At 32.7% G+C, this 26,570-nt stretch carries 20 protein-coding genes and 1 tRNA gene; 6 read left to right on the top strand and 15 right to left on the bottom strand.

Going from position 1 to position 26,570, the window contains the following annotated elements; translation table 11 throughout:
- Positions 1–2: 2 nt before the first annotated feature.
- Positions 3–1,556 carry a peptide MFS transporter gene (locus HHX25_RS12995; RefSeq protein ID WP_169674179.1) on the bottom strand — a complete coding sequence of 518 codons (1,554 nt, stop codon included), beginning with the start codon at positions 1,554–1,556 and terminating at the stop codon, positions 3–5.
- A gap of 18 nt (positions 1,557–1,574) precedes the next feature.
- Positions 1,575–3,806, bottom strand: a complete 2,232-nt coding sequence (locus HHX25_RS12990; protein WP_169674176.1) for a S9 family peptidase — start codon at positions 3,804–3,806, stop codon at positions 1,575–1,577.
- A gap of 151 nt (positions 3,807–3,957) precedes the next feature.
- Here HHX25_RS12990 and HHX25_RS12985 point away from each other — a divergent pair, with 151 nt between their 5' ends.
- Positions 3,958–5,280: a hydroxymethylglutaryl-CoA reductase, degradative gene (locus HHX25_RS12985; RefSeq protein WP_169674173.1), complete on the top strand. Its 1,323-nt coding sequence runs from the start codon at positions 3,958–3,960 to the stop codon at positions 5,278–5,280.
- A 30-nt stretch (positions 5,281–5,310) separates the two neighbouring features.
- Complete coding sequence (locus HHX25_RS12975) at positions 5,311–6,591, top strand: GYDIA family GHMP kinase (protein ID WP_205958042.1); 1,281 nt, start codon at positions 5,311–5,313, stop codon at positions 6,589–6,591.
- Positions 6,592–6,649: 58 nt separating this feature from the next.
- On the opposite strand, the gene HHX25_RS12970 is transcribed toward HHX25_RS12975, so the two are convergent.
- From HHX25_RS12970 to HHX25_RS12940, 7 genes are all read right to left on the bottom strand, one after another.
- Positions 6,650–8,773, bottom strand: coding sequence for a peptidylprolyl isomerase (locus tag HHX25_RS12970; RefSeq protein ID WP_169674170.1), 2,124 nt, complete (start codon positions 8,771–8,773; stop codon positions 6,650–6,652).
- Between the two features lie 222 nt (positions 8,774–8,995).
- Positions 8,996–10,285 (bottom strand): hemolysin family protein, encoded by a 1,290-nt coding sequence (locus tag HHX25_RS12965; RefSeq protein WP_169674168.1) that lies wholly within the window; start codon positions 10,283–10,285, stop codon positions 8,996–8,998.
- Positions 10,286–10,480 (bottom strand): hypothetical protein, encoded by a 195-nt coding sequence (locus tag HHX25_RS12960; protein ID WP_169674166.1) that lies wholly within the window; start codon positions 10,478–10,480, stop codon positions 10,286–10,288.
- A gap of 65 nt (positions 10,481–10,545) precedes the next feature.
- Complete coding sequence (gene lptC / locus HHX25_RS12955) at positions 10,546–11,100, bottom strand: LPS export ABC transporter periplasmic protein LptC (RefSeq protein WP_169674163.1); 555 nt, start codon at positions 11,098–11,100, stop codon at positions 10,546–10,548.
- A complete protein-coding gene (locus tag HHX25_RS12950) occupies positions 11,100–12,482 on the bottom strand; it encodes a tetratricopeptide repeat protein (RefSeq protein WP_169674160.1) in 1,383 nt (460 codons plus the stop codon). Before HHX25_RS12950 ends, lptC begins: the two co-directional genes overlap by 1 nt.
- A gap of 18 nt (positions 12,483–12,500) precedes the next feature.
- On the bottom strand, positions 12,501–13,814 hold the full coding sequence (locus HHX25_RS12945) for a hypothetical protein (RefSeq protein ID WP_169674157.1): 1,314 nt from the start codon (positions 13,812–13,814) through the stop codon (positions 12,501–12,503).
- A complete protein-coding gene (locus HHX25_RS12940; RefSeq protein ID WP_169674154.1) occupies positions 13,811–14,542 on the bottom strand; it encodes a type III pantothenate kinase in 732 nt (243 codons plus the stop codon). Before HHX25_RS12940 ends, HHX25_RS12945 begins: the two co-directional genes overlap by 4 nt.
- A 162-nt stretch (positions 14,543–14,704) precedes the next feature.
- Here HHX25_RS12940 and HHX25_RS12935 point away from each other — a divergent pair.
- Positions 14,705–14,777, top strand: a tRNA-Phe gene (locus HHX25_RS12935).
- Between the two features lie 107 nt (positions 14,778–14,884).
- Here HHX25_RS12935 and HHX25_RS12930 read toward each other — a convergent pair.
- From HHX25_RS12930 to HHX25_RS12905, 6 genes are all read right to left on the bottom strand, one after another.
- Complete coding sequence (locus tag HHX25_RS12930; RefSeq protein ID WP_169674151.1) at positions 14,885–17,923, bottom strand: HYR domain-containing protein; 3,039 nt, start codon at positions 17,921–17,923, stop codon at positions 14,885–14,887.
- A gap of 192 nt (positions 17,924–18,115) precedes the next feature.
- Entirely contained in the window at positions 18,116–18,442 is a 327-nt protein-coding gene (locus HHX25_RS12925) for a helix-turn-helix transcriptional regulator (protein ID WP_169674148.1), read from the bottom strand.
- A gap of 278 nt (positions 18,443–18,720) precedes the next feature.
- Positions 18,721–20,199 carry a DUF3570 domain-containing protein gene (locus HHX25_RS12920; protein WP_169674145.1) on the bottom strand — a complete coding sequence of 493 codons (1,479 nt, stop codon included), beginning with the start codon at positions 20,197–20,199 and terminating at the stop codon, positions 18,721–18,723.
- Positions 20,200–20,341: 142 nt separating this feature from the next.
- The gene (locus HHX25_RS12915) at positions 20,342–20,551 is read right to left on the bottom strand and encodes a DUF4266 domain-containing protein (protein ID WP_169674142.1); all 210 of its coding nucleotides are present in this window, start codon (positions 20,549–20,551) and stop codon (positions 20,342–20,344) included.
- On the bottom strand, positions 20,552–21,544 hold the full coding sequence (locus HHX25_RS12910; protein WP_169674751.1) for an FAD:protein FMN transferase: 993 nt from the start codon (positions 21,542–21,544) through the stop codon (positions 20,552–20,554).
- Positions 21,545–21,552: 8 nt separating this feature from the next.
- Positions 21,553–21,978: a thioredoxin family protein gene (locus tag HHX25_RS12905; protein WP_169674139.1), complete on the bottom strand. Its 426-nt coding sequence runs from the start codon at positions 21,976–21,978 to the stop codon at positions 21,553–21,555.
- Between the two features lie 100 nt (positions 21,979–22,078).
- Between HHX25_RS12905 and HHX25_RS12900 the strand changes: the two genes are divergently transcribed.
- The 3 genes from HHX25_RS12900 to HHX25_RS12890 are packed head-to-tail and all read left to right on the top strand — an operon-like array spanning position 22,079 to position 26,013.
- Complete coding sequence (locus HHX25_RS12900) at positions 22,079–22,597, top strand: RNA polymerase sigma factor (protein ID WP_169674136.1); 519 nt, start codon at positions 22,079–22,081, stop codon at positions 22,595–22,597.
- Between the two features lie 47 nt (positions 22,598–22,644).
- Positions 22,645–23,556, top strand: a complete 912-nt coding sequence (locus HHX25_RS12895) for a FecR family protein (RefSeq protein ID WP_169674133.1) — start codon at positions 22,645–22,647, stop codon at positions 23,554–23,556.
- Positions 23,557–23,559: 3 nt separating this feature from the next.
- The gene (locus HHX25_RS12890) at positions 23,560–26,013 is read left to right on the top strand and encodes a TonB-dependent receptor plug domain-containing protein (RefSeq protein WP_169674131.1); all 2,454 of its coding nucleotides are present in this window, start codon (positions 23,560–23,562) and stop codon (positions 26,011–26,013) included.
- Positions 26,014–26,570 lie beyond the last annotated feature (557 nt).

Below are 26,570 nucleotides of genomic sequence, written 5' to 3'. Positions count from 1 at the left end.
TTTTAATTATCTGCTAATTCAAAACCTTCTGCTTCTTCATTTTTTAAAATCCTTTCACTTTCTTCAACACCGTGCGTTAGCCTTTTTAAAGGTTTTAAAATCATAATAAAAAGAAGCCCTATAATCACTGTAAAAATCACTATTCCTGAAAATATAGTAAGTTCTCCAAACTCTGAAGCCGACTCACCAACAATTCCCGCTACTTTATTACCTAAACCAGTAGCAGCAAAATAGACTCCCATCATCAAAGAAGCGTATTTTACGGGGGCTAATTTTGTGATAAACGAGAGCGCAACTGGAGAAATACAAAGTTCTCCAATTGTGTGAAAAAGATAGGCCAATACTAACCATATCATGCTAGAGGTTCCTGACTTATCAAATTCCATAGCCGCAAATACCATAAACAAAAAACCAAAACCCATAATTATAATACCCAATGCCATTTTAAATAATGATGAAGCCTCTTTACCTTTTAATTTACGTTTTGCCCATATACTAGCTATCAATGTCGCAAATAATATTATAAAACCTGCATTCAAACTTTGAAACATTACTGTAGGTACTTCCCAACCAAACAACATCCTATCTGTCTTAGTATCTGTATACAAATTCATTAATCCGCCTGCTTGTTCGAAAGCTCCCCAAAATATGATTACCATTATAAATGATAACAGTAGTACCATAAAACGATCTTTAAAAATTTGAGTATCTAACTCCTTATAGATCATCATTAATAATGATGCTATTGCAGTTAAGAATAAAAACAACAAACCATATCCCCAATCCATTGTGTACCATCCAACAATAGAAGCAGCTAAAAGAATTCCTGCAAACAATAACTGTTTTGGTGAACTGAATAACTTAGAATATAGTTTTCCATAAGAGACTTCATTTTCATCATTTTTAGTTGAAATAAAATTTCCTACTTCTGTTAGATACTTTTGTCCAATTAAATAATTTATCAACCCTAAAACCATAACAATACCAGCAAGTCCAAAACCTGCATGCCATCCCCATTGTGCAACCACTAAACCAACAGTCATAGTAGCTAATAAGGAACCTAGATTAATTCCAATATAAAAAATGCTAAATCCCTTATCTCTTCTTATATCACCTTCTTTGTATAATCCTCCAACCATAGTTGAAATATTTGGTTTTAACAAACCTACTCCCAAAATAACTAACCCTAACCCTGTATAGAAAGCCCAAATATCTGTAAGTACTAAAACACCATGTCCTAAGCATAAAATAATAGCTCCGATTAGTACTGCTTTTTTTTGACCAATCAATTTATCTGCTATCATACCTCCTGGAATTGACATAACGTAAACCAACATCGTATACCAACCATATAAAGCCAGAGCTTCTTTATCTGTCCAACCTAAACCTGCACCTCTATCATCTCCAATCGTTTGGGTGGTCATATATAATACCAATAAGGCTCGCATTCCATAATAGGAAAAACGTTCCCACATTTCAGTTAAAAATAAAATATACAAGCCTATTGGTTGTCCAAATAGCTCTTTTTGATGTGGTTTTATTACAGTAGCCGCCATAATTTACAATTAGTTAATTTATCCTTTAATTTTTATTTTTTCTATTTCCTCTTCTTTTTGCTTTTTTATTTTATCACCAAGCTTATCATTGATAAAATTTGTCATTTTTTTATACAGATGCAATCTGGTATTTCCTCCATAAATTCCATGATTCTTATCTGGGTATACTGCCCAATCGAATTGCTTATCTGCCTGAATCAATGCTTCTGCCAGGCGCATGGTGTTTTGTAAATGTACATTATCATCACCAGACCCATGTACCAGTAAAAAATCTCCTTTTAATTTATCGACATGATTTATAGGTGAATTATCATCATAACCACCAGCATTTTCCTGAGGTGTTGTCATATAGCGTTCTGTATAAATGGTATCGTAAAAACGCCAACTACTAACTGGAGCCACTGCAATAGCCATTTTAAATACATCATTTCCTTTAAACAAGCAATTACTACTCATAAACCCACCATAACTCCATCCCCAAATACCTATTCTGGATGCATCAATATACGGGCGTTCACCCAATTGTTTTGCTGCTGCGATTTGATCCTCTACTTCATACTTTCCCAATTCGTTTTGAGTCACTTTTTTAAACGCAGCACCTTTTAAGCCAGTCCCCCGCCCATCGACACATGCAACTATATAGCCTTGTTGTGCCAAATGCTGATACCAATAATCGTTCGCACTATGCCATTTATTTGAAACAGATTGCGAGCCTGGTCCAGAATATTGGGTCATAAATAACGGATATTGCTTTGAGGCATCAAAATTGGCTGGTTTTATCATCCACATATTAAGATCATTTCCATTTATTTGAATGGTACTGAATTCCTTCTTTGATGTTTTATAGTCTAAAAGCTTTTGCGACAAGACATCATTATCTTTTATACTTTTTATTAAATTTCCTGAAGCTGCACTATTTAAAGTATATTCTGGCGGTGTAGAAGCACTTGAAAAAGTATTGATGAAATAGGAGAAATCGGCACTGAAAGCAGCTTTGTTGGTACCCTTACTTTTTGTTAATCTTGTTTTATTACGTCCATTTAGTTTAATCGAGTATACGTCTCTATTTATGGAACCATTTTCAACGGATTGATAAAAAATTCTATTCGTTTTTTCATCATATCCATAATAGTCGGTAATCTCCCAATTTCCTTTGGTTATCTGATTTATAAGTTTTCCATTTTTATCATAATGATATATATGATTAAATCCATCTTTCTCACTCGTCCAGATAAAACTGTTATCCTTTAAAAAGGTTAGGTTATCTGTAACATCAATATAAGCAGCATCTTTTTCGGCTAATACTAAATTTGCTGTATTATTCTTAGCATTTATCATCCATAAATCCAATTCGTTTTGGTGCCTGTTCATATAATGTGCACTCAAAATATCCGAATCGTTGGTCCATTCAATACGCGGAATATAAAAATCATTATACGTTTTATCTACTTTAACCTCTTTTGTTGCTTTAGTACTCAAATTATGGATGTGCAATGAGACTAAGGAGTTAGCTTCTCCTGCTTTTGGGTACTTAAATACTTGTTGTGTCTGATAAAGGCCTTCACCATAAACATCCATTGAGAATTCTGGCACCTTCGTTTCATCAAATCGTATAAATGCTAGTTTATCGCTTGTAGTATTCCACTCGAAAGCACGAACAAATGCAAATTCTTCTTCGTAAACCCAATCTGTTATTCCATTGATTATAGTATTCTTTTCCCCATCGAAAGTTATTTGAGTCGTCGTATCCAGCAACAGATCTTTTACGTATAAATTATTACGCTTAGCAAAAGCGATTTTATTTCCATCCGGCGAAAAAGTTGGTTCTTGAATTTTATCTTCGTCAATTAAAGTTAAAGATGCATCATTAACATTGTAAACATAATAGTTTCCTAAAGTAGAACGGCGAAAAATTGAGGATTCATTGGTTGCCAAAATCACTTTATTTTCATCCTCACTAAAGGCATAATCGGTAAAGTATTGTATGCCCTCCAGTGATTTCGAATTCACTAAGGTTTTAACTTTTGTCAAAGTTTTATAATCATAAATATCAATAGTTGTTGTTCGTGAGTACCTGTCGAAGTTTAAAACAGAATATTGTTGTCCGTTAGCCATAGAATGCAACACATCCATTCTTTCTGTTCTAAAAGAACCATTCCAAATGGATTTTAGAGTAATTTCTTTTGTCTGAGCTGCTATAAAAATTGTTGTAAAAAAACAAATGCAAAAAGACAATTTTAGGTATTTCATTAAAAAAAGTGTTTATTTCATAAAAGGATGTCAAGTTTACTAAAAATTCTGCAAAAAACCGTCATTATTAACACTTAAATGACCTCACTTGAATTCAAGCGTTCAATATTCATACCAAGAGTAGTATCTTTGTATTGTAAATTAACATTTTATGAGTAAATCTATTGCTGGTTTTTCTAAGCTATCTAAATCTAAAAAAATTGATTGGATTGTTGAAACTTATTTCTCTAATACAGAAGATGCCAAACGTGTTTTAAAACAATATTGGAATACCGACGAAAAACTACAACAGCTTCACGACGAATTTATTGAAAATACGATAACCAACTATTATTTACCACTTGGTGTTGCACCTAATTTTTTAATCAACGATAAGTTGTACACCATCCCTATGGCTATTGAAGAAAGTTCGGTAGTTGCTGCTGCCAGTAAAGCAGCAAAATTTTGGTTAGAGCGTGGCGGATTTAAAACGCGCATCATTTCTACGACTAAAATTGGCCAGGTTCACTTTATTTATAAAGGTGATTTTGAAAAATTAAAACGATTTTTTAGAGACGTAAAGCCGAAACTCATTCAGGATTCTAAAGTGATTACCGCAAACATGGAAAAGCGCGGTGGGGGCATTATAGACATTGAGCTACGTAATAAAACAAACGACATAGGCAATTATTATCAGCTCCATGCTTCTTTTGAAACGCTAGATGCCATGGGAGCTAATTTTATAAATTCTTGTTTAGAGCAGTTTGCTAAAACTTTTAAGAGTGAAGCTTTAATGTTTGGTGCTTTTTCTACCGAAGAAAAGCAGATAGACATCGTGATGAGTATATTATCCAATTATGTCCCTGATTGTTTAGTACGAGCAGAGGTGAGTTGCAAAGTAGAAGATTTAAGTGAAAATGACTCGGTTTCTGGGGAAGCTTTTGCCGATAAGTTTATTCAAGCTGTCAATATTGCTGAAGTAGAACCTTATCGTGCCGTGACGCATAACAAAGGTATTATGAATGGTATTGATGCCGTTGTTTTAGCAACAGGGAACGATTTTAGAGCCGTTGAAGCTGGTGTACACGCATATGCATCAAGACATGGAAAATACAGCAGTTTAACGCATGCCAAAGTTGAAAACGGCCTGTTTTCCTTTTGGATAGAAATTCCTTTGGCTTTAGGTACTGTTGGGGGACTTACAGGCTTACACCCTTTAGTTAAATTAGCTTTAGAATTATTACACAAACCATCTGCTAAAGAACTTATGCAAATTGTGGCGGTAGCAGGCTTAGCTCAAAATTTTGCAGCACTTCGCTCGCTTACAACTACAGGTATTCAACAGGGGCATATGAAAATGCATTTAATGAATATCCTTAATCAGTTTGAAGCCAGTAACGAGGAAAAACAGGTAATTACTGAGCATTTTAAAACAAATACGGTAACACATAGTGCCGTTGTTGAGGCTATTAATAAGTTAAGAGTGAAAGGTTAACATAATTACAGTTATAACAAGATAAATATTATGCCCAAGGGTTTTGTATATATATTAGAATGTTCTGATGGTACTTTTTATACAGGTAGCACAATAAATTTGGATAAAAGATTAGATGAACACCAAAATGGTAGCGGTGCAAATCATACAAAAAAAAGACTTCCAGTAAAGCTAGTATATGTTCAAGAATTTCTAAGAATAGATGATGCTTTCTATAAAGAAAAGCAAATTCAAGGTTGGAGCAGAAAGAAAAAACTAGCTTTAATAAAAGGAAATTTTAATGAATTAAAAAAATATGCAGAGTGTATGAATGACAGCCATTATAAAGAGTGGCTTCGACTACGCTCAGCCATCGAAAACGATACTAAAAACAAACAAAGCCAATTGGTAACTGAGCGTAGTCGAAGTTACAGTAACGGAAAACTTTTACTCACAGGAGAATATGCTGTTCTTGATGGTGCCCTATCATTAGCTGTTCCTACAAAATATGGGCAATCTTTAGATATAGAGCCAATTGACAAGCCTGTTATTTCTTGGAAAAGCTTAGATGAAAATGGAGCCATTTGGTTTGAAACAATTTTTAACATCACTAATAATGGAATTTCTCTTGCTGTTAAAAATGACAATACTGTTTCGGAAAGGCTTATTCAAATCTTGAATGCCGCAAAACAGCTTAATTCAGATTTTCTAAATGAAGACAGAGGTTATAAAATAAACACCAAATTAGATTTCCCCAGACATTGGGGATTGGGCACTTCTTCCACATTAATAAATAATATAGCTCAATGGGCTTCTGTTGATGCTTATAAATTACTAAAAATGACCTTTGGAGGTAGTGGTTATGATATTGCCTGTGCGCAACACAACACGCCCATTACGTATCAATTAGAAAACAGCCAGCCATTAGTTAAACCTATAGATTTCAACCCTTCATTTAAAGGTCATTTATATTTTGTTTACTTAAATAAAAAACAGAATAGTCGAGACGGGATTAAACATTACAATGCCAATAAAGGTAATTTACACTCCTATATTAAGGACATCAATACGATCTCTTCTCAAATAATAGCTTCTAATTCTTTAGAAGACTTTGAGTCGCTAATAACACAACATGAAGATATTATTTCTAAACTAACTAAACAGCGAACCATTAAAACACTTTTATTTAATGATTTTAAGGGTAGCATTAAAAGCCTAGGCGCTTGGGGAGGCGATTTTATCTTGGTGGCTTCTAAAGAAAACCCAATGCCTTATTTCAATCAAAAGGGGTATAAAACTGTCATCCGTTATACCGATATGGTGTTATTATAAAACGAAAAAGGCCCCGTAAAAACGAGACCTTTTTAAATTTTATTTCTTTTAGTTCTGCTTACTGAACCTGAGTTTTAGCTCTATTATCTTCAATCTCTGCAGCTTCTTTTAAAGCGTTATATAGTTTAGAGTTCACAATATTTATTTTTTGCTGCTCTACTCTATTCGCTGCGGCTTGATAATTATCAAGTTTTACTGCTGGTGTTGCCTTAGTAACTTGAATCATGTAAACACCATTTTCACCATCAATTAATTTTGAAGTTTCTCCTTCTTTTAATCCAAAAGCAGCTCCCACAACTATAGGTTCTCTTCCCGCCCCAGAAATCGTTGGACTCTTCATATTTATTGCAGATGCAGATCTTACCGTTGTATTTTCGGCAGCTGCTAAATCCTCAAGTGTTTTAGCAGACACTCTGTCTCTTATCATTTTAGCTTTCTTCTCTTTTCTAATTAGAGGCAATACTTTTGCAGTAGCATCTTCTACAGACATTAAACCTGCTTTGTGCTGCGCTACTAACTGTGCAATCACATAACCATTAGGAATATTAAAGCGTTTAACAGCTCCAACTTCTGCATCTTCTTCAAAAGCCCAACGTACAATTGGTCTTTGATTTCCAATACCAGGTATATTTTCATCTAAAACTTTAATCCCATTGACTGGACGTACTGCATAACTTCCTTCTTTTGCTAAAGCCTCAAAATCGCCTTCTCCTGCTTTAATTTCAAAGTTAGAAGCATCTCTAAATACTTTTGCTGTAGTCGCTTCAGATGGTTCAATCTTTCTAGCTATAGTACCTACTTGCACTGCTTTTACTTTATCTGTCTGCCCTTCAATCTCAATGACATGGAATCCAAAGACTGTTTTAACAACACCTAAATCTCCTGTTTTTCCTTCAAATTCAAAATCATTAAACTCTGGTACCATCGTATTGTATGGATGCCAATCGTAACGACCTTCTTTTTCTAAGCTTCCTTTATCTGTAGAAAACTCTTTTACCAATTCTGGAAATTTAGAACGGTCAGACTTAATAACCGCTAACAAACTATCTGCAGTCACTTTTGCTTCGGCTTCAGTTTGTGTCACCTCTGGAGTTGCACTTCGAGACCCTGTAAAAGGAATTAAAATGTGTCTTACTTTTACTGAATCTGGAATTTGTTTAACAGCAACTACCTTAGAAAGCTTAAAATAGCCATTATCTTTATATGGACCATAAACACCACCTTCGTCAAGCTTATAAAGCGTATCAGCAACTACCGTTGGCAAACCTGATTTAAACACAAAACGATTGTCGAATTTAATATCTGAATTTACATTAATATAATCTTCATTATCCTTAACTTTTGAAAAAGCAACAATGGTATCTTTTCTCCCAGTCTCATCAACAAACCTCCCATTCAAGAAAACATTAAGGTCTGCTTTAATCGCATTTTCATCTTCAACAGATGCGACTTCATTAAACTGTACAAATTTAATATCTCTAGATGCCTCTACTTCGTATTCTTTCTTGTTTTTATTGATATAGTCTGATATTTCAGATTTAGAAACCGTAACTATACTATCTTGAATCGATGCATAAGATACTTGAACAAATTTAATATCTACTTTATTGCCTTCTAATTTATGCTCTAATTCACCTTCTGCTAAAGTTCCTGTTAAACCTGCTTTAACCAAGTTGAAATAATTTTGCTGCAAACCTCTTGCTGCAACAGATTTTTCGTAGTTAACCCAACCAGCATATCCTTCCTTTGAAGTTTCTTTTAAATTAGCAATGTATTCGTTTAATTTATTCTCATCAAAAAGCCCCGCTTCGTTCAAAAACTCTGGACTTGTTGCCAATGATGTTTTAAGCAAATCACGCATTTGGTCTTTTTCGACAGAAATTCCCAATTCATCGTATTGTGTTTGCATGACCGCTTGTCTAACCTCTTGCTCCCATACACTATTCATTACCTGTGTATTAGTCGCATTAGGACCAGCCTGCCTTTGCGCCGCCTCCACTTTTAGCATAAAGTCTTCACGCGTAATATCTTTTCCGTTTATAGTAGCAACTATATTTTGTGATTTTGAAGTAAGTGCATCACTGTTTTTAAATAAATCTGCTAATACAAAAGAAAATAACGCCATTGCTATTATTAATATTAAAAATAGTGAACGTTGTCTAATCTTATTTAAAACTGCCATTTGTAATTTAAATTTTTAAAATCCGTTTCAAGGATCTAACTTGTTAAGTTGGTTGTCAATTTAACAATAATTGACAAAATATCGTGCGCGAAAATACCATTTTCTATTTAATAATAAAAGTAGAAAGGTGCATTAATTGTATTAAGTTTCAAGATTCCTGCTTTAAGAGGAATGCCATATATATGGAACTCCTATTAAAAGCTTTGAGCAGTTCTAATCAAATCAATCCTCCTCCAAATGTTTAAGTTCTACCATATCAATTTTAGTATTTGATACTTCTAAAATTGTAAACTGAAACGTGTCAATTTTAACAATATCATTTTGGGCAGGAATCTCCTCGGTATGATTGACTATGAGCCCTCCTAGCGTTTCATAATTCTCACTCTCAGGTAAGTTTATTTTATATGTTTCATTAATATAGTCAACCTCTAAACGTGCCGAAAACTTATATGTGGACTCATTGACAACTTCTTCAATTAAATCTACGGTATCGTGTTCATCTTCAATTTCTCCAAACAGTTCTTCAACAATATCTTCAACGGTCATAATACCCGAGGTTCCTCCATATTCGTCTAAAACAACCGCCATACTCCTACGCTTTTTTGTAAGCACACCCAATACATCTTTTATCAGCACGGTTTCTGGCACAAACTCAACAGGTAGCATCATAGATTTAATGCTCTTTGGTTTTTTAAATAATTCGAAAGAGTGCACATACCCCAAAATATCGTCCATAGTTTCTTTATAGACCAATACTTTAGTACATCCACTTTCTGTAAACAATGTATTAAGTGATTTAATAGAGTCGTTAATTTCCACAGCTATAATTTCTGTACGGGGCACCATAACTTCTCTTGCTTTTACTTCAGAAAACTCAAGGGCATTCTGAAAAATCTGGATTTCTGTATCAACCTCTTCATGCGCTTCAACAGATTCCATTTGTTCGCTTATATAATTGCCAAGTTCTACTTTTGTAAATGCTAATTGTATCTGATCGCCTTTTGTTTTAAAAAAGCGTTTAAGCACAAAATCGGATATCCAAATAACAAAATCGGAAATAAAAGTAAATAAGACATAAAATGCATAGGCTGGAATTGCCAAGATTTTAATTAATGTATTTGAATAGATTTGGAAAAATACCTTGGGCAAAAATTCTGCAGTTATTAAGATAATAAATGTAGATATTACAGTTTGGGAGAATAAGCTTAACTCGGTAAGCATGTAATTTAAAAAGCTATACGATGTTGGCAGTATGGTTTGAAACCATTTCACTAACATGTCTCCCATAAAAAAACCGTAAACAACCAATGCTATATTATTGCCTATTAGCATGGTTGCTATAAACTTTGAAGGTTTAGCAGTTAGTTTTCTTAAAACTTTGGCAAAGATACCTTCCTGCTTTTTTTCAATTTCAATATGAATTTTATTTGAAGACACATATGCAATCTCCATACCTGAGAAAAAGGCAGAAAGTATTAATGATGTAATTATTATAATGGCATAAATACTCATTTAGTTTGAATTCTCTTTATTTTCAAACTTTTTGCTAAACTTTCTCCTAAAGAAAAACATAAAAATAGCTAAGGCAGCCAGTAATATGGATGGATAAGCAATTTCGCTTGCGTTTAAATACTTTGCTATGGCATCATATAAAAATAGGGCTGCAAAAACCAAATAGGCATATTGAAAAATCTTAGAATATTTCATAGATATATGAATCGTTAATTAAAACAAAGATAGTAAAATCGGGAAAGAAATCTGGAAAGAATTGGTTATTCGTCAAGTGAAATAATGCCTGTTACCTCAAGTACTTCAGCATTTGTAAATTTCTGATTAGAGTCGAAACCATTACCCTTAATAACATCTTGTTTGGTGGTAAATGTAACTGGGACATTTGTAAACAGCCATTCCTTTTTTTGGTCGTAATACAACTGTTCTGTCTTTAACACATTACCATCGTGTGTTGTAATAATCACATTGCCTTGTAAGTCTATAAGGTCTGTGTTATTATATACAATAGCATAATCTGAAACTATAGTACTTTTTCTATTTTCTTCATCATACACATACAGTGTGATACCTCCTGTAAACTCGTTAAAGGGGAAATCCCTATTCGAATAATCGAGCATTTTAGCGCTTAAAAGATTAGCCGTAACACGGCCTGAGTCTGTATATTTTAAATTTATGTGCTCTGCAATTCCAATAGGTTCATTTTCTGAAACGCCAATTTTTTGAACCTGTTTAAAGTTGTCACTGCATGAAAAAAACATAGTCACAGTAATTATTACTGTGACTATGAATATATTGTATTTGTTTTTTTTGTTCATTAAATCTTTGGCACTGTAACTGAAGCTCCAATCCAACAACCAATTTTTATAACCTCACCAGATCTTCCTGAGCTAAATATTTCAGATTTTTGTGGTGCTTTGGCCTCATAATTGGCTACCGATTTAGCTGAGTTTTTCTTTTGCGTAGGGTCTACACGAGCAGCTTTTCTTGCCTCTTTTGCAGCCAACCAATATACAGCTCTTTTGTTAAAATTAGAATCGCCACAGTTATTTGCACTAGCAGCATACATTGCAGCTATAGATAGGTAAGGACGCCCATTCGATGGGTTTAACTTTAATGCTTGTCTGAAATAATTTCTAGCCTTACCATATCTGTGTTTTGCTTTCAGCTTTAAAGCAATTCTATTATAAAGTTTTGCTTTTTTAAATTTATCTGTTTCTAAGCTAATTGCTTGCTCATAGAACTTAATAGCCTCGTTAGATTTCTTTTGTTTGTCTTTTAATATTCCTAAATAATAAGCAGAATTTGCTGATGGACTTAACTTATGGTATGCATTGACTAAGTCGAAGAATAATGGGTCATCCGTACAATCTTTCTCAGACATTTTCCCAGCTGCTCTTTGTAACCAAACTGCATCATTTTTATGAGCTTCAAAATCTTTCTTATATAAAGGAATTAAATTTTCGCAATTCGCTCTATCCCCTAGTTTCTGGTCAATACTTCCAGAAATTTGATCATAAGCTTTTAAATAACTCTCATAGAACTTTTTAAATTTACCTTCTTTTTTAGTTAATGCAGTGCCTGCATCTTCTTTCTCGATAAGCTTATTCAATTTTTCTGAGTAGTTCTTAACCTCTTCTTCAACTTTCTCTACAACATCATCATACTTGTTAAATAAATCTTTTGCTGGTTTCTTTTTAGCATCGTATAAATCTACCATTAAAGAAAAATAAGTGTATAAGCTTTTTGGGTTTGTAAAAGTAGCCTTATCTAGTTTATAAGCAGCATCATAACACTCATAAAGTTCTTCCTTTGTTTTATTTAATACTTTTCTGTTATCATACATCAATTGGCATGCTTTTGCTGCATATTCTCCTTTTTTGGTTTTGCTTGCAAAATACATGGCTCTCTGCTCCCAAAGCTTTAATAAGTCATTGATATAATTTACTTTATCTGTAGCAACAGTTGCTTTCTTTATTTTATGATTTAAAATTTTCTCACCATCAATATAGATTGCATTATTAAATTTTGGACACTTATTTCTTACTGCCATCCATGGTTCATAAGCTGCATCATAATTTTTAGCTTTCACATACTCATGGAAAATAGAAAGCTTAGTCATACACTCCTCATCTTGTTGTGCAAAACTTATATTTAAGCCAATAAATAATAAAGTTAATAATGTAATTTTTGTTTTCATAATTATAATTTTATGCTATTAGTCATACTTTCTTTTTTGAAACCATCTATCGTTTAAAGATAAACTTATTCGAAAATTAAAAAAATTCTCTTGAATCAAATCACTGTTAGTTGTTCCTCGTTTACCAACTTCAAAACCTAAATTTACATTAGATAAAAGATTCCCTACTGGTAACCCTACTCCAAAAGACATGCCAAACTCATTAATCGATTCGTTATTTATATTTAACCCCGTTTTTTCGTAACGTAATCCTGCCCGATAAACAGCTCGTTTAAAAAAGCTAGTATAAGAATTATATTGTGGAATATAAAATCCTCCTAAAGAAAAAGTTGAAGCATCCTCAAATGTTGTAAGAGTACTAGTACTTGTATATAATTCGTTAGAAAAGTTACTTGTTTTTTGAGAAACATATTCGGCTCCAACAAACCATTTCCTTGGTTTCCCTACTCCAGCCCCTATAGAAAACCTTGATGGTAAAATTAAATCGGTTTCCAACAAACCAAGCGCCTCTAAATCGGTTTCTATAGTATTAATGACAATTTCTTGCTCTGTTGTTGATGATGTTCTTATTGTAGAAAACGACCTCAGGTTTTTAGACACTAAATTACTCTCAGGCGTATACGTTATGCCCGAAGAAAGTTCTAAATTATCTGTTATCATCTTTTTGTATGACAGTCCAAAATTAAAGTTTATACCACTTAAATCCGATCTGTTATTTTCACGTGACTGTAATTGGAGTGGTACCCCATCGCTATCGTACAAAAATTCAACGGTACTATTCTGAATGTTTCCAAAATTATATTGAGCATCAATACCGACACTTAATCCATCCATAATTTGATATCCTAGACCAAGAAACGCTTTGTTAAGGCCTCCTTGCCCTCTAAATCTATTCTCTATATTTCCAGCATTGTTTAAAGACTCCAATTTGTATCCAACCGATGTGTACGGCATTAAACCAAAGCCAAGACCAAACCTACCTACTGGCACAGCTAAAGCTAAGTAATCAAAAGTAGACGAGGATGTTTTATCTGTTTCAGAATCACTTTTTAAATTGATACTGGAGTGACTTCCTCCTACTGTAAATTTTATGGGTCTACTTTCATTATTAAAAGTTGCCATATTTTTCCCAGCATAAGAGGCTGGATTTCGCAAATTAATGTGGATACTATCGCTATAAATACTTAATCCTCCCATACTCCTATTTTCTACGGTACCTTTAAATTTAAGACTTCCAATGCCATAAAAAGAATAAGGAGAAGCCGTTCCTTCTTGACCGTAACTGTGAATTGCAAAAGCTGCAATAAAAACTAATACAAGTTTTTTTATCATTCGTTTGAGTTAAATTGTAAAATATAGTTCAATCCCTCTAAAAGAAAATTAGAATTGGCAAATATGCTACTTTTTAATTGTTTTGACAAAAAATTAGCGTCACCTCCTGTTAAAATTACTGTTAAATCTGAGTATTTTCGATTATATTCTTCAATAACACCATCTATTTCTTTTAAAATACCGTGTACAACCCCCGAGTGAATAGATGCTTTTGTTGAATCTCCAATGATACTTTTTGGTATTTCTGACTCTAATAACGGTAAATTTGCCGTTAAATTATTTAATGATTTATAACGCATTCGTAGGCCTGGAGAAATGGCGCCTCCCATATATTCATTAGCCATAGTTATAAAATCGTAAGTAATGCAAGTTCCTGCATCTATTATGAGTACATTATTATTTGAAAACTGTTCAACAGAAGCACAGACTAATGCTATTCTATCTACCCCTAAGGTATTTGGTGTAGTATAAAAGTTTTTAAACGGTAATTTCACATTAGAATCCAAGATCATAACGTAAAAATCTTCACTAATCCTTTTAACATCTTCATTGTTTAGCTTTCCTACCGAAGAAATAATTGCTTTTTTTATTGAAGGGTATTTGCCTTTTAAAAGATTTATGCTTTTCATTACAGAATCTAAGGTTATAGTTTCTTTATACTTTAGCGCCCCCAATTTAAAAACAGCAAGTTTCACATAAGAATTACCAACGTCTATTATTAAATTCATAAATCTTTTAAAAGTGTAAATTTACAAAATGAGGTATAATAAATATTTTTATTTAACTTTATATTATGTCTAATCAGACATCTAAAATTATTGGATGCGATTTTTTATAATTTTCTTTGGGTAATTATAAAAATGAATATATATTTGCATCCGCTTTAGCGAGGTACCTTAGCTCAGTTGGTAGAGCAAAGGACTGAAAATCCTTGTGTCCCTGGTTCGATTCCTGGAGGTACCACAAAAAAATCCCGAAACATTAGTTTACGGGATTTTTTGTTTTTATTACAATTTAGCTATAAACTAACCTATTTATAAAACCAAATCGTAATATTCTATTCAGGGGGTTCACTCCTTAATTAGTTTCATTACTTTACTTCCATATTCTGTATGCAACTTAACAAAATATACTCCTGTATTAAGCTGACTGATATCGATTTGTTTTAAATTATTCGTTTCTGAAATTAATAATTGTCCATTTAAATTAAGCACTTCTAATTTATCAAGCTTAGCTCCATTATTAGCTATAGTAACTGTATCAGTTGCTGGATTTGGATATATTCTTAATGCATCCAGGTTAACATCATTAAGACTTAAAGAAGCGTCTACAGTAATAGTGAACATACAAGTATCTGTATTTCCTGAAGCATCAGTAGCCGTTATTGTTAAGTCTATGCTATCTCCATTTACATATTGGGTTCCTGAGGTTATATTTTGGCTTACCAAAGGATTCGAGTCGCAACTGTCTGTTGCAGAAGCATAATCTGGCAAAGTAAAGAAACCGCTACCATCTACGCCAACAATTAATGGACTTGTTGGACAGTTTATTCCTGGAGCTGTAACGTCGGCAACTGTTATTGTTAAAGGTTGCTGTGTGGCATTGCCATTAATGTCTGTTACAGTAATAGTAACTGGTACATCCCCTAAATCACTACAATTAAAAGTTGTTTGGGTAGCTGTTATAGTATCTACAGAACAGTTTTCTACAATGTCTTGAGGAATAAAAGCCACATAATCATTGGTTGTTGACCATACAGATTCATTACGCCCAGGAACAACTACCGCAGCTGTACCATCTATATTCTCTACACCTTGTGTTTTATCATTGCCTGCATCTTTTGTACTTGTTCCATGAATTTCAATAATATTAGTGCTTTCAAAAAGTTTTACCTGACTTGTTGTTGCATCTGGCGATGTGTCATAATATGCTACATTATCAAAATCTATAATAACTACTCTATTTGGTGCTGTTCCTCTTGTTTCATAACGTACTGTACCACCATCTTCAATGTTAATATCAGTCCAGTCAAAAGCTATTAAATTGCTTGGCGCACCAGAATTAGGAAGCGATTCTCCATTACAGCAACCATCTTCTCCTTCATCTGAAAATGTTATAAATCCATTAGATGATATATAAAATTCTGTATAATCATTACCATAGAAAGTGAAGTTGAATCCAATAGGTAACGCGCTACTTACTTCATCATCACTTAAAGTAACCTCTATTCCTGTGGCAGAAATATCAACAGGATCAAATGTTCCTGATGTATCTATACCATAAGTAAAGGCTTTAGTAATTAAATCTTCTGGCTGAATAGTAGCAGAACCATTTGAGTCTAAGTTTACAGTGGTGTTTTTTGTAGAAAACATTGGTGATTCATTATCATTTACTGTTACGGAAAAGCTGCATCGTACAGTAGCACCACTATTGTCTGTTAATTCAAAAACATTTAACGTTGTACCTATAGGGAATAAACTGCCACTAGGCAAACCTTCTATTAAGTTATTACAACCAGGATAGCTAACCACAGCGCCACATTGACCAGGGGCGTTATTTATAATGATATCTGATGGGCAAGTTGTAGCGTCAACATCTACAGTAACCACGGTTGAACAAGTAGAAACATTACCAGCTGTATCTGTAACACTTAAAGTAACTGTATTGTCTCCAATGTTACTACAGTCAAAATTAGATATATCTATAGATGCCATAGGTGATGTACAATTATCTGAAAAGCCATCACTAATATCTGTAACTGTTATACTTGCATTACCAGTTGTATCTAATAGTATTGTAAAAGGAGCGACACATTGCACTGTTGGCAGTGTATTATCTGCAATTGTAATATCTACATTGGTGGTACTTGTATGTCCATTAGCATCTGTAGCTGTTAATGTTACAGTGTTTAGACCAATATGGCTACAATCAAAATCTGTTTGGCTAAGTGTTAAGCTCTGTAGCCCACAATCATCGGTTGCTGTAGCTTGTAGGTCTGCTAATGCCAAAGTAAATGTACCGTTAACCGCATCTAACTCAAATGTAGCTGGTACAGGAGGGTTTACAGTGATCACTGGTGGATTTTCGGCAACTATAACTGCAACATTCATACTTATAGGGTTGTTTGAAGCATCTGTTGCTGTTAATTGAATCGTATTACTTCCAACATGACTACAATCAAAATCTGTTTGACTTAAACTTAATGTTACATTAGAACAATTATCGGTTGCCATAATTCCAAAATCAGAAGGGGCAATAGTAACATTTCCATTATCATCTAGTGTAGCGGTAATTTCTGTAGAAGTAACTGGAGATAAATCTCCACGAACCCAAACACGGTGGATGGTATTGTAAGAATTTGTTGAAAAATCATCAACTTCCCAACGATTACCTAGTCCACGAATTCCCCAATGATTAAGACCTCCAACATAAAAAGGGAAGTTGGTTAATGCAAAATCACCTTGATCTGCAAAGAAACCGTTTAAACTGGCTGTTACAGGAATATTAGCTGTATGTCCTGCCAAAGTTGTAGCATTATTATTTAAACCAGCAAAAGATCCTGTTCCACTTTTTACATAGTTTAAAGCATTTATATAATCTGTTTTAAAATCAATAATTCTATTATGACCAGACGTTGTTGAATAAAAACGCATTTCTGCAAAATCAATATCGGTAGCCAATTGATTTCCAAAATGTCCCCAATTAGATGTTCCTGCTTCATTATCACCCAAAGTTGATGATCCTAGCAATGGTAAATCTGTATTTCGAGCTTGTAAATTTGAGTTATTTCCAGCAATATGGACGTAATTTAAAATCATTAACCAGCCGCCTCCATCGGTATCATTATCTAGTTCTCCTTGAAATGTACTACCATTAAATTTAAAATAATACCTGCCACTAGGTACACTACCTACTGTACTAGGTAATAAGTTAACAAAAGGATTAGACAAAGTTCCATCTCCAGAATTAGTTGCAAAAACCGGAGGTTCAGTATCTTCACCAGGGCCACATTGCGCGTATGTTTTAAATTGAAGGACTAATAACATAATAGCAAGAAGAAACATTGATTTCAAAATTGCATATGTTCTTTTAACGTAGATTTGTTTCATAATTTTGGGTTTTAAGAGTTTTTATTTGTTAATGGTAACTAGGCTGTGGAGTAGCCTATAAATTATATTTTAAATAGCAAAAATGCATTTCGTCACAAAAAAATAACGTTTAATCGATTTTTTTATAAAATTCAGGTATACAAAAAAGTATACAATCTGAGTTTTAAATGTTCAATTTGGAAGTCTTTTAGACTATTTTTTATCTAAAAATTCTAATATTGGCAGACCTTTAGGAGCGCCTGTTTTTTTTCTTAATCTATGGCGGCTTACTATGACACTTCTATTAGAAATTCCTAGTTTATCAGCAATTTCAAAAGTATTTAGGTTTAGAAACTCTAGTGCTAATAAACGTTCTTCTGAGTTTGTAAGATGTAGACCTTTTATTTTTAGTGTAATGAAAAACTTGGGGTATAACTTTGTAAATTGGTTTTTAAAGTTTCTCCAATCCTGTTGGGTTAAAATTTTGGAATTTATGAGAGACTCTATCTGGCCATTAATGGTGTTGGTTATTGTTTCCATAGGGCGTTAACGATATAAGGTTAGGGTTTTGGTTTGAATTCCGTTTTATTTTATGTGTGCATAAGTATTTAGAAATTTGAAACTATTTATATATATAAAATGTAATTAGTATAATTTGTACTAAAGATAGTAGAACAACTAAGGGGATAATTAAGCTGTAAAACCTATAGATATTCTTGGTCGTTTTTCTGTAAATAAGTTTTATATTCATGTGTAAGCTAAGCATGTTAGATTTTGGTTTATATAATTAATACACCTCAGATAACATTTACCCTATTTTAATCTAAAATAAATTTAAAGCCTGTAGATAGAATGCCTGCTTTTAGCCCATCACTTCTATTGTAGATGCTATACTTGATATCAAATGACTTAAGGCCACAATTGAAAATTTTAAACTTTGTGAATATATCTGTATACCTCAGTCCTAAGCCATATTGATTGCTATTAAATTCAGATAAATCGTAATCTGATGTATAAAATTCTGAAGTTGATAAATGCGATTCATAGGTCGCAAAATAATCTGCTGCAGTTTGGTTATAATAACGATACGTTGGGTATATAGCAAATTTACCCTGAGCTAATTTCACAGGTAACTCTATACTTGCTGTATGCGAATTAATGCCCCAATCATCAAAGTAATAACGATAGTATGCTCTTAGTGAAACAGTTTCATTAATATAGTAATTGAATCTGGCTCCAATTGGAATTTTAAACCTTGAATTGGGTAAACGCTCAATATCATCAGCTAAGTGAAATACATCTCTATTTGTAGGAGAGGCATAGTTTGGAATACTAGTTGCGTTACCAATGTAATAATTGGCACGATCTTGGAAATATACACGTTGCATGGGGTTGGCTAACCAGCCTTTCTGTTGTACTAAATCTAAAAATATTGAGAATTGAGCATTTTTGCTTAAAATTTGAGAAAAACTAAGTGATAACGTAAAAGAATTTCTTGATCTATCTTGTATGAGTGTGGTATTGAATGGCGACCAAGCAGTAGCTGAGTTTTTATCAATAGCATTACCGCTTTGGTCTAAGATATCAATACCATTGAAGAAACCATTATTTAAGTTTTGTCCAGCTTCCAAATAAGAATCCAATTCTGTAGGGTACTTGGGGTTCCAGGTGTCTAAATATACCTGAGCTTTTAAGCTTATTTCTGTATTTTTTTCATTGAACAGTTTGGTGAACCCTGCTCCAAAACCAAAAGAAGCATAGTCATATTCTGTAGCAAAGGCAGCATTTGCCGACCAAATTGTATTTCTATCATTAGAGCTATGACTATAACTAGCATTTATACCTCCCCAAGTATCTTGACTTGAAGCCCCTGAAGAAGCTACCCATGGACTTCCTGTAACATTTGAAGCTGATGATTGTTTCTTAACGACAGTTTTATCATCATCGTCATCATATCCATTACCATTAGAAGCACCGCTAGCATCAAAAGGGTCAAGATTACTGGAGGATGCCGAGGTATAAGTTGAAATACCAGCATCTATAGTTAATACATCATCAGCATTTAAAGGGATGGCAACTACAAATGTTGGCGTAATATCGGTAAGATCCTCATTTCCTATGCCGCCAGCTACAGAAGCATGATTTCCCTCTTGTTGATAATAACTCATTAGGAAATCTATTTCTGTAGTTTCTAAAACTCTTTTCTTATATGAGCTAATTGAATCTTTTTGTTTAGTTTGAGAAAAAACAAAAGAAGTATAAAACAAGAATAATATTAGGGATAAGGTAAATTTCATGTAAATGCATTATTGTTTAAAAACTCACTGTAAAGCGGGTTTGTATTTAGGGACATTGTTTTTAAAAGATCCTTCGACTGTGCTCAGGATAAGTTCAACCATCATTTTTTGTCTCTCTATGTTCACAAAAAATGGGTTTCACTTAATTACAGCCGCAACCGCCACCGGTTTTTCCACCGTTAGCTCCAGAGGCCGCTTCTCGATATACTTGAAAATTGGTTTCAAACCGATCAATAGTCATTGACGATAGTTTCATATCGGGATCATTAATATTTACTTTTTCATATTCTTTAACAGCTACACAGGCGCTTAAACTTGCTATTGTCATCAATACAATTATTAACTTTTTCATCTATTGTGTTTTATTTTCTTCTGTTTTAACATTGTTGGAATAGTATACTTTACCTTCATCATCAACTAAAATGCAGTCTATAGCCTTTAATTGATTTATAAAATCTAAACCCACATCTTTCCCCATTACAAAAATGGATGTCGCTAAAGCGTCAGCTAATTCTGCACTAGAAGCAAAGACACTTGCACTCACTAATCCGCTACTAGGGTAGCCCGTTCTGGGGTCTATAATATGAGAGAATGTCTTACCGTTAAGTGTTACTCTTTTTTCGTAATTTCCAGAGGTAACCACCGCGTTTTCATAAATGGGTAATAAAGCAAAAACCTTATTTTTATTTAATGGGTTTTTAATGGCAACACTCCAATAATCTCCATTGGTTTGTTTACCCCAAGCGTTTAAATCTCCAGAAGCATTAATAATTCCAGCAACAACACCTTTAGTCTTAAGAACACTTTTAGCTTTATCTGCAGCATAGCCTTTACCAATGCCACCAAAGCCAATTTTCATGCCTTTGTATTTTAAAAAAATGGTTTGTTTGTCTTTATCTAAAATGATGTTTTGATATCCAACCTTTGAAACAGAATTCTTTATATCTGTTTTAGAAGGTATTTTGGTCATACTACCATCAAATTTCCAAATACGATCCATAGAGGCGTAACTAATATCAAAAGCGCCATCGGTAAGTTTAGAAATGTGAATGGCTCTTTCTATAAGTTGAAATAATTCTAAATCAACCTTCATAGCTCGTATACCAGCATTTTTGTTAATTAGTGAGGTTTGAGAATTGGGATCCCATGAAGAAATTAGCTTTTCAATTCTTGTAATTTCTGTTATAGCAATATCAATGTAGTTATTCGCTTTTTCTTGATTGGCGGCAACTACAGTAATGTCAAACCGACTCCCCATTAGCAGCAATGTACGCTTACATGTTTCTTGAGAGTGAATCCCTTGTACACTCAAAAAGAATACGTATAATATGAACTTTCTTAGCATCATACAGATTAGTTATTTATTAAATCAATAAAACCTTGAGGAGTCGTTTTTACATATCCTAATTCTTTTAAGACATTGCCTTTTTCATTTAAAACTACAACTAGAGGGAAATACCCTTTAGAATTATATCGTTCTGCTAATTGTTTATTATGAGTTTCTTGTGTTTTTGGTAGGGCATTCTTTTTTCTTCTAGGAAAATCTGCCTTTAGCATCACAAAATTGTCTTTTGAATAAGCTTTAAAAGTATTGGTATCAAACACTTCTCTTTCTAATTTAATACATGGTGCACACCAATCGGATCCAGAAAATACCAAAACGATATTTTGATTTTTTTCTTTGGCTAAAGATTTTGCTTTGTTAAGATTAGTTTCCCACTCTTGAGAAAAACTTAAGCTTGTAAAAAGAAGGATAACTATAAAAATTATTTTTTTCATTTAGAGAGTGTATATATTATGTGTATTTAAGACACCTTAAAAACAAAACACCCTATTTTTTTAAAGTTTTTATACTTTTGCACCATTAATAGCCTAAGAAATGCCCCAAGAACCTTCTGTTTGTGAAGAAAAAAATTACAATGAATTGTTTCATAAGTATTATGAACAGGTTACCAAATACATCTATTACAAGTGTGGTGATTTGCAACAGGCCGAAGATATTGTTCAAAATATATTTGTAAAACTTTGGCAATTATGTGCTACTATTTCATTTTCTAAAGCTAAATCTTATATCTATAGAGCCTGCAACAATTCATTCTTAAACGAGATAAAACATCAAAAAGTAGTTTTAAGGCATCAACAGGATGTTATTGCTAATACAGATTACGAAAGTCCTGATTTTTTAATTGAAGTAAATGAATTCAGAACAAAGCTAAAAGATGCTATCAATGAATTGTCCGTAAAAGAACGAGAAGTCTTTTTATTAAGTAGAGTTGAACAAAAAACATATAGAGAAATAGCAGAAATAACAGGACTTACGGTAAAAGCCATAGAACGTAGGATGAGTAAAGCATTAAAAGAGCTACGAGAGGTTTTAGGAAAAGATATTAAAATATAATAGGGTATTTACAGTTTTAAGTGTCTAGTTAATAAGACAAAAGGTTTATGATTGAAAATTACGATGCAGACGATACTTTTTTAGCAAGATGGATAGCGGGAACGCTTACCAAAGAAGAGCGTATTGGCTTTGAAAAAACAGATACCTACAAGCAATTAAGTATTATTAATAGAGAATCTCAATTATTGAAAGGTCCTGATATAAATACTGATACTGCTTTAGAAAAGGTTAAACAGAAAATTAATACTAAGAGGAATAAAACTAAAGTTTTTCGTCTGTGGTACTCTGTTGCCGCGGCGGCAGCTGTTTTAATTGGCTTAGGTGTCTTTTTAAATTCTTCAAAAACATATACCACTGGTATCGGCGAAACAATGAGCGTTACTTTAGCAGATGGGTCTATAATAGATTTAAATGCTAATTCTAAATTATCTCATAAACGTTTCTTTTGGGAAAATAATAGAGAGGTAGACTTTACTGGAGAAGCCTATTTTGTGGTTAAAAAAGGGGATGATTTTGTTGTAAGTACATCAAAAGGAAAAGTGGAAGTTTTAGGCACCGAATTTAATATTAAAGATAGGTCTTATTTTGAGCTTAAGTGTTATGAAGGGAAGGTAAGTTTTATAAATAATAATTTCAGCTCTGAACCTTCTATTTTAACTAAGGGAATGAAAGTATTAATAGAAGAGAATAAGGTGAAGAAAATTGATTTTAATGAAGAAACACCAGATTGGAAACAAGGTATTTCTAAATTTAAGAACCAACCATTAATGGATGTTTTAGAAGAATTACAGCAAATATACCCTATTACATTTCAGTTAAATAATATAGATACAAGTCGTATATTTTCAGGTAGTTTTAGACATGATAATTTAAAGAATGCCCTACAAACAACATTGTCTCCTATGGGCATAACTTATCAAAAAGGATCAAAAAATAATCTTATTATTCTATCTGAATAAAACATGAAATACTTTTATAGTTTCTTATTATGGTCTTTATTTACTGTAAGTGTAGCTAATGCGCAACAAAAACTAAATTTTAACTACGCCGAGACACCATTAATTTCTGTTATAAAAGATATTGAAACAAATTATAATGTCACTTTTTCTTTTGCAAACGCTATTACAGAAGACAAAAAGATAACATTGCAGCTCACTAATGTTTTATTAGAGGAACTTTTAACGTTTCTGGAAGAACAAACAGGGTTAAAATTTCAGAAAGTATCTGAAAATCAAATTATAATTACACCAGATAAAGGTTTTGTTAAAAATCAGTCTTTAGATGAAGTTGTAATTACTGGATATATAACTACTGGTATTGATAGAAATAAAGATGGCTCAATAGAGGTTAATACAAAAAGATTGGGAATCCTTCCAGGTTTAGTGTCAACAGATATTGCGCAAAGTATCCAACTAATACCAGGTATTACAAGTTTAGATGAGTCTGCTACAGGTATTCAAATTAGAGGCGGTTCTCCAGATCAAAACTTAATTTTATATGATAATATTAAGTTATATAATACAGGCTATTTTTATGGTACGTTTTCATTGTTTAATCCATTTTCAACACAAAAAGCCACCATTTTTAAGTCTGGCACAAGTCCTGTTTATGGAGATAGAATTTCGGGAATTATAGATATTACCAGTGGGGATAATATTCCAGAGAAAACTGAAGGCGGCGTTGAAATTGATGGAATTTCTACCAACGTATACGTAAAAGCCCCTTTTTCTAAAAAAGTAGCCATGTATGCTTTTGCCAGAAGATCTTATTCAGATCTTGTTAAAACACCAACTTATAATAGCTACGAAGATAAAATCTTTACCAATTTTGGTGTTGCAAAAGATATAAATGGAAATACTTTGGTATTAGAAACAGATGATGATTTTAGTCCTGAAACAAGTGATAACGATTTTTCTTTTGCAGATTTTAATTCAAAATTAATTTATAAGCCAAACAATAAAAATACCCTATCGGTAAGTGGTTTGTACACTAGAAATCGCTTGGACTTTAATTTTACAGGAGGAAATGAGTTGATTTTAGATTCGCTAATAACTCAAAATAAAGGGGTAAGTTTTAACTGGAAACATGCTTCTAATGAAAGACAACATGAAAAACTAACGGCTTATTACTCTGAGTATAATTCGTTTTATCAAAATAATGAGATTAAAGATGAAACTGGAGATGGTATTGGGGATTTATCAGAAATTAATATTCGTAAAAATGATATTATAGATGTTGGCTTAAATTTTTTATCTACAAGAAAAATAAAAGAATCTCAAGAACTTAAAATTGGCTATCAATTATCCTATACAGATTTAGATATACTAATTAGTAAAGAAAGTCCTTTTGATGCAGAATTAGAAAGCTCAAATCAAGATAATAATAACTTGAAAAATGCTTTATTTGGAGAATACACATTTAACTTTAAAAACAAAAGTTTGATAAGTGGAGGGCTTAGGTTGGTGCATTACAATGCTCTTGACGAATTTTTAATAGAACCTCGTGTTAATTTTGAATATCAGATAAATAATCAATTAAGATTTAAAACTGCCATAGAAAGAAGAAATCAACCCATTTCTCAGTTGGTTGAATTTAATCATACCGAACTACGATTAGAAAATCAATTATGGCGTTTATCTGATAATGAACAGTTCCCACTTTTAAGTAGTAATCAGGTATCAGGGGGGCTATTATATCATCATAATAAATTAAATATTGATGTTGATGCGTATTACAAAGAACTTGATGGTTTAACAACCTTTACCAATGGTTTTAGCAATCCTTTAGAAAATTTAGAAAAAGGAAAAAGTACCATTAAGGGACTAGACATATTATTAAAATACAAGTTCAACAACTACAAAGTATGGGCAGGTTATACTTTCAATGATATTTCATTTAAATTCCCTAACCTAAAAGATACACCCGAAAGTTTTCCAGGCAACAACGATATTACGCACCACTTTAGAGTTTCTAATACGTTGCAACTAAAAAAATGGCAGTTTTCATTAGGCTGGCAATACAGATCTGGTAAACCTGTTACACCAGTTAATAGCTACGAAGTAAAAATTGATGCCGATGGAGAACCAGCTGGAGTTGTTAATTTTGGTTCAGTAAATAGTAGGAGATTACCTGATTTTCACCGTTTAGATGCTTCCATAATACACGATTTTAATATCAATACTAAAGCAAAAGCCTTAAAAGGGCAAGTTGGGATGTCTTTTTTAAATATTTACAATAGAGTAAAACCTTTAGATTTAATTTATAAAGCGGAGCGCAAACCTTTAAATGATGGTGGTATTGCAATTCCTGGAACTACAGGAACCACACCAGAAGAATTAGAAGTAATATTGGAGCAAGTCATTCAACGTTTTTCATTAGGGTTTACTCCTAATATATCTTTTAAGTTGTTTTTTTAACTAAAAAGCTATTGCCTGAAATTAAATTATTAGAGCAAATAAAAATTACTTTTCTTGGTTATCAAATCACTAATATAGACTCAGATTTATATGTAAACTTAATATTCGCTTATAATGAAATGGCGTATGATATTTTTTATAAATTATTTTACAATTCATAACACTCAAGTCTTAAATATGCTCTTTAACACCTAAGAACATAAAGAAGCACACAGCTACATATACAAAATACGTATACAAATACTTACAGCTATATAGAAGTATAAAATTATAAGCTATTAGAGGTCCTACAACTAAAAACCATAAGCTTTCTTTTAATTAGTTTTAACTCTTAAACCATCATTAAAAAAATAATATTACAAGGGTTTCGTTTATTTCTAATATTTCTCTTAAGGTATTTCTTCAAAAATATTAATTAATCACAATTTTAATCGTAGTAAAATATTTAGATATTTTAAGAATAGAAAAAATGTTATATCTTCAATGCCGCTAAAGAGCAAAGAAACAATGAGAAGCTTGATTACTTGTCTTCTTTTTAAAAGCTAAAACGCAGCTAC

This window comes from Flavivirga algicola (assembly GCF_012910715.1).
Lineage (GTDB): Bacteria > Bacteroidota > Bacteroidia > Flavobacteriales > Flavobacteriaceae > Flavivirga > Flavivirga algicola.
Note: the sequence above shows the minus strand (reverse complement) of the source record. Positions and strands in the feature narration are given on the sequence as shown.

Excerpts from the sequence above, each read along its gene's own strand:
- HHX25_RS12895 (WP_169674133.1), top strand. The coding sequence starts at position 22,645 with ATGATTGAAAATTACGATGCAGACGATACTTTTTTAGCAAGATGGATA.
- HHX25_RS12970 (WP_169674170.1), bottom strand. The coding sequence starts at position 8,773 with ATGGCAGTTTTAAATAAGATTAGACAACGTTCACTATTTTTAATATTA.
- HHX25_RS12920 (WP_169674145.1), bottom strand. The coding sequence starts at position 20,199 with ATGAAATTTACCTTATCCCTAATATTATTCTTGTTTTATACTTCTTTT.
- HHX25_RS12960 (WP_169674166.1), bottom strand. The coding sequence starts at position 10,480 with ATGAAATATTCTAAGATTTTTCAATATGCCTATTTGGTTTTTGCAGCC.
- HHX25_RS12925 (WP_169674148.1), bottom strand. The coding sequence starts at position 18,442 with ATGGAAACAATAACCAACACCATTAATGGCCAGATAGAGTCTCTCATA.
- HHX25_RS12890 (WP_169674131.1), top strand. The coding sequence starts at position 23,560 with ATGAAATACTTTTATAGTTTCTTATTATGGTCTTTATTTACTGTAAGT.
- lptC (WP_169674163.1), bottom strand. The coding sequence starts at position 11,100 with ATGAACAAAAAAAACAAATACAATATATTCATAGTCACAGTAATAATT.
- HHX25_RS12915 (WP_169674142.1), bottom strand. The coding sequence starts at position 20,551 with ATGAAAAAGTTAATAATTGTATTGATGACAATAGCAAGTTTAAGCGCC.
- HHX25_RS12900 (WP_169674136.1), top strand. The coding sequence starts at position 22,079 with ATGCCCCAAGAACCTTCTGTTTGTGAAGAAAAAAATTACAATGAATTG.
- HHX25_RS12910 (WP_169674751.1), bottom strand. The coding sequence starts at position 21,544 with ATGCTAAGAAAGTTCATATTATACGTATTCTTTTTGAGTGTACAAGGG.
- HHX25_RS12965 (WP_169674168.1), bottom strand. The coding sequence starts at position 10,285 with ATGAGTATTTATGCCATTATAATAATTACATCATTAATACTTTCTGCC.
- HHX25_RS12945 (WP_169674157.1), bottom strand. The coding sequence starts at position 13,814 with ATGATAAAAAAACTTGTATTAGTTTTTATTGCAGCTTTTGCAATTCAC.
- HHX25_RS12905 (WP_169674139.1), bottom strand. The coding sequence starts at position 21,978 with ATGAAAAAAATAATTTTTATAGTTATCCTTCTTTTTACAAGCTTAAGT.
- HHX25_RS12985 (WP_169674173.1), top strand. The coding sequence starts at position 3,958 with ATGAGTAAATCTATTGCTGGTTTTTCTAAGCTATCTAAATCTAAAAAA.
- HHX25_RS12995 (WP_169674179.1), bottom strand. The coding sequence starts at position 1,556 with ATGGCGGCTACTGTAATAAAACCACATCAAAAAGAGCTATTTGGACAA.
- HHX25_RS12950 (WP_169674160.1), bottom strand. The coding sequence starts at position 12,482 with ATGAAAACAAAAATTACATTATTAACTTTATTATTTATTGGCTTAAAT.
- HHX25_RS12940 (WP_169674154.1), bottom strand. The coding sequence starts at position 14,542 with ATGAATTTAATAATAGACGTTGGTAATTCTTATGTGAAACTTGCTGTT.
- HHX25_RS12930 (WP_169674151.1), bottom strand. The coding sequence starts at position 17,923 with ATGAAACAAATCTACGTTAAAAGAACATATGCAATTTTGAAATCAATG.
- HHX25_RS12990 (WP_169674176.1), bottom strand. The coding sequence starts at position 3,806 with ATGAAATACCTAAAATTGTCTTTTTGCATTTGTTTTTTTACAACAATT.
- HHX25_RS12975 (WP_205958042.1), top strand. The coding sequence starts at position 5,311 with ATGCCCAAGGGTTTTGTATATATATTAGAATGTTCTGATGGTACTTTT.